Raw genomic sequence first — 8701 nt, forward strand, 5'->3', positions numbered from 1 at the left:
CAGGCCAAGTCTAGCAGGGCTTGTTGCGTTCGTTGCTTTTTATTTCAACTGTTACTGGTTGTTGAAAGTCTGGAGAAAGAAGCGCTGGGAATATTTTGATGATGGCATTGACTATCGCCTTCACCTGACCCGGGATCACGCCGAAGTTCGGGCCGCCCTGCTGGATACCGAAATGGACTGTGAAGAGATGGACGACCTGGACTATTACGACCATGAATCCATCAGCCACTGTGACCTGGATGACTTTAAAACGCTGCTGGTTTGCTGGCAGGACTTTCTGAATATTTAGTGCTGAATTCAGTAGCGCAGAATGAACTCCATTCAGAGTTCATCGCCAATCTTAAACTGCAATGCCTGAAAGATATGCACTAATTCTGGTGCACAGTCTTTCAACTCCACTCGCAGTGTACTGAACTCCCGACGTTCCGGGTAATCCTTACGCAGCAAATCAAACGTCAGCTTACGCTGAGACTCCTCCACCCCCATCAGCCCTTTTCGCATCGCCGCATCATCACGACGAATGTCGTAAACAGAACGGATCGCTTTGGAACAGGTGGTTGAAAAGGTCATTCCCTCACTGAACTTCATCTGTTTCAGTACCGGCAATGGCGAAATCGCAGGCAGACGAACCCTGGCAGGAAGCCCAAAGTGCTGGCACAGTGCCTTGTAAATCATCGCCGTACCGCGAATCTTTCCGTCCAGGCTATATCCGGCAATATGTGGGGTAGCAATATCTACCCGTGCCATCAATGCCGGATCTGCATCGGGTTCATGCTCCCAGACATCCAGCACTACCGTCAGATCGTCACGCTCGCCCAGACACTGCTTTAAAGTGGCATTATCAATCACAGGCCCCCGCCCTGCATTAATTAACACCGTTCCCGGTTGCATCGCCTTAAGTTGCTGCTCACCGATCAGATAATGGGTTGGGTAAGGACCATCCATTATCAGTGGGGTATGCAGACAAATGACATCCGAACATTCAATCAGTTTATCAACACTGACATAGCGACCACCGTTGCCTTCTTTCAATGCCAGCCAGGGGTCGCAGGCACAAACTTCTACCCCAAGCCGCTCCATCAACTGATACAGACGACCACCCACCTGCCCCTTGCCAATAATGCCGACTGTTCGATCACGCAGTTCAAAGCCGTCACGCTCTGCCAGAATATCCAAAGCAGCCAGAACGTATTCAACCACTGCCGTGGCATTGCAACCCGGTGCATGACTGAAAGCAATGCCCCGACGGTCAAGATACTCCCGGTCTATATGATCAAAACCTGCTGTGGCAGTCCCAACAAACTTCAGTGAACTGTTTTCTACCAGTTGCCTGCTGACTTTAGTCACCGACCGTACCAGCAAAGCATCCGCATTCTGCACATCCTTAGGTGAAATGTTCCGGCCAGGCAGAGCAACCACTTCCCCCATCGCCCCAAAGCAATCCATCAGCAAAGGAATATTTTCATCAGCCACTATTTTCATACACGATGTTTCATAAAATTGTTGTCATTTACAGCCAGCGCTGAACCTTAACACGAATATTTCATGAAATATCCGGGTTAAAAAAGCTAAAAATAATAAGTTGGCTATGTTATACCAACATGAAAGCCTCAAAAACAGCACCCCTGCCTGAGGGTCCAGTGATCAAGATAACGGTAGACCGATTTCCAACCCTATTATTTGTCTTTGCCCTGATGCTATCCGGATGCTCAGACTACACTTCGCCTGAGTATTTTCTTGAGGAATACACCCATCGACTCAGCCGGGTTACTGGTATCAATATCCCTGAACCAGGCATTGCCATACCCAAACTGCCCCCATTAAGACAACGCGCTTACCCGGCACCAGATATCCGTATAAAAGCACTGGAAGCACTGGATTTGCTCAAATGCCCTGCCCTCAGTCAGGCTGTGGCCTACAGGAACAGCAGCCTGGGCAAGCAGATGCTACCCTCGCAACACTATTTCTATGAGAAAACCCTGTTATCATTGATTCCCCAGTGCATCGGCTTTTTAGGGCAAACCGGTGAAAACCGGGAAGTCATTGCCAAACTTCAAGAGATATTCATCGAAAAACAGGCAATGTTTCCAGCCATTGAGTGGAACCTGGTATTCGCCAATACGGAATTCAGCAAACAGCTGAACAGTCAGGGCAGGTTGCTCTCAACTGATGATCAGGCGAATTTTCAGGGAACCCGTGAAGCACTTAACTACCTCACCAGATTACTACCCGATCAATTACTTGAGCCCCCCTATACTTCGACTGATCTGGAACGTCACTTACAACAGGTTGCCGCCAACCGGTACCTGGGAGAACTCATCTACACAGTCGCGCTGTTAAGTCAGACGCTAAACCATGCCGCCAATATACTGCAGCTTCGTCTGGGCAAAGGGCCTGTTTGCCCCACTGTTGACCCTGGTGAAGAAGAAAGACTACACAATGTCTTTCGACTGTTTTATCGAGAAAAGATTCAGCCCTATCTTGCCAGGGTTGATCAGCAAGGAATCATTATCCGGAATGACTTCAAGCGTCTGCTCTCCCTCTTGCCAGCTGCACCACAGGATGAAATTCAACGCTATCTCAGCTTGATCACTCAAGCGTCAAACATTAACAGCCCCTGGTATCAGCTGGAACAGGGCATCAAACACCATACAACGATCTGGGCAGAATTTCTGGATCAATGTGGCAAAGCACCGGCGCTGCAGATTAATTAGAGCTTATTGAGATTGATCCGATCAACTGCATCAATTCATGACCATAGGAAACTTTATTTACACAACATGGTCAATATATGCCAGAAAAATCTGATCAATCAATTAAGAGGAGTATTACACAGTGTCCTTGCCTTCCAATAGCCTTAGCAGAGGTGCTGCGAATTTTACTGTTTCTAACAGTGATGTTGTGTCGACGAACATTGATAACAATACTTCAGCTACCCATGCATCAGCGAATAGTTTGACTTTTTCCGGCAAGTCCGTGGTTGATTCTGGTCAAAGAGGTGAATTTTTACCACAATTGCCACCGGTCAACACGGAGCCCCACGGTTTTGCACAAGACATTCCAAAAGATGCAACGTCTATTATTGATCGATCAATTGCGGCAAGTAAGCCTGATTCTCCCCAGCTATTGGCCACGGGTATCCCTGATAAAGAAAGACTGCTAGCAACCATTAGAACCATTTCAGAGATACAGCCTATTGAAAATGCCGATAACATTGAAGTTGCTACTGTCGATGGCTGGAAAGTGGTTGTCGCTAAATCCGATTTTCAACCAGGCCAACCGGTTATTTTTTGCGAAATTGATAGCATCTTGCCGGTCAGGGATGAGTTCGAGTTTCTCAGGAAATCATCTCATACAGTCTTGCCTGATGGCAGTGAAGGTTTTCGCTTGAGAACCATCAAGCTCCGTGGTCAGCTGTCACAAGGCCTGGTATTGCCCCTTTCAACGTTAGGAAATGATGTACCCGTTAATCCGGGGGATGATGTAACCTCAAAACTCGGTATTAAAAAATATGAGCCAGCGGGAGGTTTACCAGAAGGTGACTATATCAAAGGCCGTTTTCCTCACTTTATTCCAAAGAGCAATGAAGTGAGAATACAAAACTTGCAATCTGAATTTGATACCTTTAAAGATAAAAAATTTTATGTGTCAGAGAAATTGGACGGCACAAGTTCAACATTTTATCTAAGAAATAATGAATACGGTGTTTGCTCCAAGAATTACCAATTGCAAACAGATACAGATCACCCATTATGCCAGATAGCAAGTGAGAATAACATTGAGTCAAAACTCAGGGGCCTGGGAAGAAACATAGCGATACAAGCTGAAGTCATCGGACAGAAAATTGGGGGTAATCCATATGCTCTCAAGGATAACGAAATTTATGTGTTTAATATCTATGATATTGACAAACTGTCATATATGAAAAAGGATGAAATGGAAAAAATATGCCAGGAAATAGGCTTACCCACCTGCCCTGTTGTTTCTGATAGCAAGGAGCTGGCTGCAACTGTTGCTGATGTATTGGTGGATGCTGACGGAAAATCAAAGGTGAACAATAAGAAAAATCGAGAAGGCCTTGTGTATGTATTCGATGGTAACAACCCGAAGGAAAGAATCTCTTTTAAAGCGGTTTCTAACAATTATCTGTTAAAAGAAAAACCCATCAAGAAAGCACGGTAAAATAGTTACCCGAATTAACTGGTATATCACCAACTTGCATCAGGCAGAACAGAAGCAGTGGCGACAGGCGTAACAGTATGCCCGGAATAGATGGTCTTAACTGCTTCAATAGCTTTCTTGCCTCCTGCAGTAGCCAATTAACGAAACAGTTTCTCTAGAAAAGCGCTAATACCCACCCAACGCACACCCTCGCTCTGCGTGGGAATGTACACCGGAACATCCGCAGCAAGAACCCTCAATAATCCCGTTATTGCAAAAATAAAAAATAATCATTCTCATTTTTATCTACATTTGTAATCCGAATCCTATCAACCTGGGAGCCCTGCAATGACCCCTGTCCTCACTTCCTGCATAACCATGACACCACCGTTCGATTCGCCTGGCACTGATAGCGACCCTGGCCCGGAGCAGGGTTCTGGCTGGTTACGCTGCTGGAATGTCAGTAAATCGATGGCTAAATCCATCCACCCTGGCTTTGCCCCCAACCAAGGGTCTGATCAGCCAGATACCCCGTGGATACAGCTGAAGATTCAACCCAAAGAGCTGGCCCTGCGCCTGGTTCAGAAAGCCATACCGGCCAATAGCTACCTGAATACCATTAACCAACTGGCCATGGCCTGTATGGCCCTGGCCAGCCTGCCGGGTTGTGGGGGGGCGTCGCCAGAGCGCAGCAATCCTGCCAGCACTGATGGTTCTGCCACGGTAAACAACACTGGTTCCTCCCGCAGTAACAAGCCGACAACGCTGGCCAGCAGTCCTGACACAAGTTCATCCCCCTCTTCAGCACACACCACGGCAGCCTCAACCATCCCGCCAGGCTGCAGGGGCGAACAGATTCCTGTTAATAGTACCGCAGTCCTGGCCAAAGTCGGGGAGGATCCCTGTCATCCAGCCAATGGTAACTACACACAGACCGCTGATATTGATGCTGGCAACCACTCGCCTATCCGGCACTTTAACGGTACGTACATCGGTAACGGCAATACCATCAGCAACCTGAAGGGCTGCCTGATTAACAGTCTGGAGGGCGAAGGGACAGTCCGTAATCTCACCGTCACTAATGGCCATATTGACAGTACAGGGCGGCCCGGGTCTGACGACGCTGGCAGTGAGGCATTTGTTGCCTGCACCATGGCAGGGGCATCAAGGCAGGAAAACATCGTTGTAGAAAATTCAATGATCAATATCACGGCTGAACCCGGGGAAAATCATCACAGACAGCTGGGAATGCTGGCGGGCAGGATGAAGGACAGTGCCACACTCAAGGATAACCAGATCAACAACGCCACCATTGCTATTCAGGGCAGTGCCATTGACGTCGGCATGCTGGTCGGGCAAGCGCTGGATAAAGCCACCATCGACAGCAACCAGGTTAAAGACTGCAATGTATCCCTCTCAGGACTTGGCAGTGGCAAGCGTATCTGGGATAAGCCCGGGGCTGAGACCAATATCAACATCGGCCTGATCGCAGGGAAAACGGTTGGTAAGGAACATGATAACGTGGTCATCAAGAACTCAACATTGGATCATAACCGCATTAACTCAACATTGGTTCATAACCGCATTGAAAGCTCTCGGGACATTTTCGGGGCCAACATCACTTTCGAGGCCAACATCGGTGGCGTTGCTGGCAGGGCTGAGCATACCCGTATTGAGGATACGCAGGCACACGGTCAAAACAAAATACATTATCATTCCCTGATTGAGGGACGCATCGCAATGGTGGTTGCTGATGCCCGACAATGCACAGTTCTGAATACTAACACCAGCGAAAACCACCTGAAGGCAACGGCTAATTCTATCTCACCAGTCCTTGTTGGCATCGCTATCGCCAATTGTCACGACAGCACAATCAAACATACCCAGGACTTCGAGTCGGATCTGGATTTGTCCCACAGCGTCATTCAAGGTGCCGATAAGGGAGGCCACGCGGCCGTCGCTGCGGCGTTTGCCAACCGTTGCGACATCCATAACACAACCGCCATAAAAACGACAATTGACGCTGAAGTGAACAACAGTTCCGTTGCGATTGCTGTGGCGTTTAACGATGCTGACACCAAAGTTAACCGAACAACTGCCATTGACTGTGTACTATTCGCCTGGGAAAAAAACACGGACATTATAGGACGTGCTGCAGTTGGCGTGGCTGCCGGTCACAATGATAACTTTGGCAAAGTTAGCGATACCATAGCCTGTGGTGGTGAAATCAAAGGGGATCGTGCCGGCATAGCCGCAGGCGACCCTGGTCGCAACTTTTCCGGCACACTTGCCTGCAATACTAAGTTAACCAGTTTTGCTGATCGTATCATCGACACGGTAAATCTTGGCTGCGATGATGCCAGTTGCCCCGCAACCGACAGAACTGGCCTTGAGCCCTCCACATTAGCCACCACATCAGCTAATACCGACACCATAGCCACCAGTGATCGGATACCAGCCCCAATAAAACATACGTCGCTAACGGTAATACCCTCCCGGCAAAATGTGTCGTCATTATCCGCTGCGCCCGGTAACGGGACCATCAACAGCACAGCTTCCGCCCTTTATAACAGTAACAGCGAGGAAGTTTCTGTTGATTTTCCGGCGGCTCTGACCGGAGGCATTGTGGCAGGGATGATTGCCGGTGGTGTTACCCTTTATGCCCTGTACCAGTGGTACCAGGGCTACCAGCAAGGGTTAGAGGGTAAAGCGTTGGCCATCTACCCGTTTACCCGGATCAAAGATGCCATAAGTCATCGTTTTTCCACCGCAAACCCTGGTGCAAGCCCGGAGTTGTCTAATTTAGTGGACACAAGTGAAACCAGTCTGTAAGCAATATTTCATCAAACAGGGTGCCACAAAATCAGGCGTCAGATTTTTCTGTGAACAAGATCTGACCCCTGACTTAATTAGCTCGTTGAGGATATGGTGGTTTTGATAGTAGTCACTGTAGTAGTGAGCATGAGTGTATGCTGTCCACTGAGCAGGTCTTTTCAATCGAAATTATTTTGTACACTGCTTGTGCTTTTGCCAGAAACCAAGACTTGTTTTGAGCTTAATTTCTGGGCAGAGATCTTTTGCAAGCAATAGCCTTTTCAGCAGCACTTTTTCACTGAGCGTTTTTTTCCTCGTCTTGTCTGCAGCATTCAATCCCCTTGCAAAAGTGAGGGATCTAATAAACTTTCAGCCTGTCCTGGTAATCTATTGTCAGCCTCTGAGCAGACTGATGAACCATTGACGGTTTCAGCTATACCTCTGCGACTTGTTGTGCAGCCTGAATGTTCCGCTGTAACCCTTGGGGTGGGCATTGCATTTGCGAACCGGGAGAGCATGTTACTGTATTCAGTCGTCGTTCAATCAGCAAGTGTAACTACCCCTGAATAATCGCAAGAGGGCCGCTTTCCCACAACTGGCGGTTTGTTACCAAAGCTGCCAGCGCCAGCGCAGGAGCTGGTACGCCCCTGAAAATTACCCGGTTGATCAGGTTGATTAAAATTCCGGTAATCTCCAGACTTTTCAGGCTTCGGGGAGTGTGCCAACACTTAACCTGAACCAGGCCCTGGCAATGGATGGAACTAATTACTGAACAAAAAGTCCAAGTTATTATTAATTCGGTTTGACTCAATCAGACAGGTACTGCAATGACCGTTGTGAAGGCTGACAAACATGGATCCGCTCGGTGTTAAAACAACCGGTGCAACAACAGAACAGGCGTCTTTTGCCGGTTGCGCCAGTTTATCTGACAATATTGATAAGACAGGCATCGCTTTTGCCAGAGAAGTTGGTCGAAGTGAAGAGGTAATGCTCCCGGGCATTGCTTCTGCAAAGCAGGATCTGGCTGTCAATGTTGATTTCAGGTGCCAGGCCGGACATAAAGTAGCCGTCACTGATATTGCCCCGAAAATCACTGAGACAGCACTGGATACGCTGACCATTGAGCCTACAAAAAAGCGTCGGAAAATAGCTGAAACCGAAACTGAATCAGCCAATCTGCCGGTAATTGATAAATCCTTGATCGAATCCACTCAGGTAATGAAATCGGCCTTGCTCCAGCATTATCTTCCTGACAGTATCGCGCCCCATGCCCAGACCATTGCCCGCCCCGTTCATGGTGTCCAACACAGTTGCCGGACGGCGACCTGGGCAGTAGCCCTGTTGCAACAGCGTAAACTGCACGGCGATGCCCGGGCGCTGGCATTTCCCGACCACATGGTACCGCTGCTGATCAAAGCCTGCCTGTTTCACGATACTGGCCGTGAGGGCGATGGGGAAGACACGGCGGAGTGGGAGCGGGCCAGTGCTGACAACCTGAGGGAACACCTGCGCAACTGCGGCATGGATCAGTCCCTGGCCTGGCAGTGTGGCGAAGCGATTTGCCACAAGGATAATCCCCGGGGCTGCCAGAATCTGCCAGAGGCGATACAGACCCTGCGCAGCCTGCTCCATGATGCTGACACACTGGATGTTATGCGGGTCAGAAACTGCTTTTACATGGACCGGCTGGAGTGTTTTGCTGCCTGTCAGGATGATCAACAGAGGG

6 protein-coding genes are annotated in these 8701 nt (G+C 48.7%); 5 read left to right on the forward strand and 1 reads right to left on the reverse strand.

The features are described from left to right. Nucleotides 1–289, forward strand: a 289-nt coding sequence (locus KDK15_RS10475) for a YacL family protein (protein ID WP_257295306.1), incomplete at its 5' end; no start/stop codon positions are given. 32 nt (nt 290–321) lie between these two features. On the opposite strand, the gene pdxB is transcribed toward KDK15_RS10475, so the two are convergent. Next, nucleotides 322–1482 carry a 4-phosphoerythronate dehydrogenase PdxB gene (pdxB, locus tag KDK15_RS10480; RefSeq protein WP_257295307.1) on the reverse strand — a complete coding sequence of 387 codons (1161 nt, stop codon included), beginning with the start codon at nt 1480–1482 and terminating at the stop codon, nt 322–324. A 158-nt stretch (nt 1483–1640) separates the two neighbouring features. Here pdxB and KDK15_RS10485 point away from each other — a divergent pair, with 158 nt between their 5' ends. The 4 genes from KDK15_RS10485 to KDK15_RS10500 form a co-directional block, all read left to right on the forward strand. After that, nucleotides 1641–2714: a DUF3080 domain-containing protein gene (locus KDK15_RS10485; protein WP_257295308.1), complete on the forward strand. Its 1074-nt coding sequence runs from the start codon at nt 1641–1643 to the stop codon at nt 2712–2714. A gap of 121 nt (nt 2715–2835) precedes the next feature. Continuing rightward, nucleotides 2836–4182 carry an RNA ligase (ATP) gene (locus KDK15_RS10490; protein ID WP_257295309.1) on the forward strand — a complete coding sequence of 449 codons (1347 nt, stop codon included), beginning with the start codon at nt 2836–2838 and terminating at the stop codon, nt 4180–4182. A 327-nt stretch (nt 4183–4509) separates the two neighbouring features. After that, nucleotides 4510–6993 (forward strand): hypothetical protein, encoded by a 2484-nt coding sequence (locus KDK15_RS10495; RefSeq protein ID WP_257295310.1) that lies wholly within the window; start codon nt 4510–4512, stop codon nt 6991–6993. Between the two features lie 834 nt (nt 6994–7827). Further along, nucleotides 7828–8701: hypothetical protein (locus KDK15_RS10500; RefSeq protein WP_257295311.1), on the forward strand; the 874-nt coding region annotated here is incomplete at its 3' end.

Source organism: Endozoicomonas sp. YOMI1, assembly GCF_024606345.1.
In the GTDB taxonomy this organism is placed as follows: domain Bacteria; phylum Pseudomonadota; class Gammaproteobacteria; order Pseudomonadales; family Endozoicomonadaceae; genus Endozoicomonas.

Excerpts from the sequence above, each read along its gene's own strand:
- pdxB (WP_257295307.1), bottom strand. The coding sequence starts at position 1,482 with ATGAAAATAGTGGCTGATGAAAATATTCCTTTGCTGATGGATTGCTTT.
- KDK15_RS10495 (WP_257295310.1), top strand. The coding sequence starts at position 4,510 with ATGACCCCTGTCCTCACTTCCTGCATAACCATGACACCACCGTTCGAT.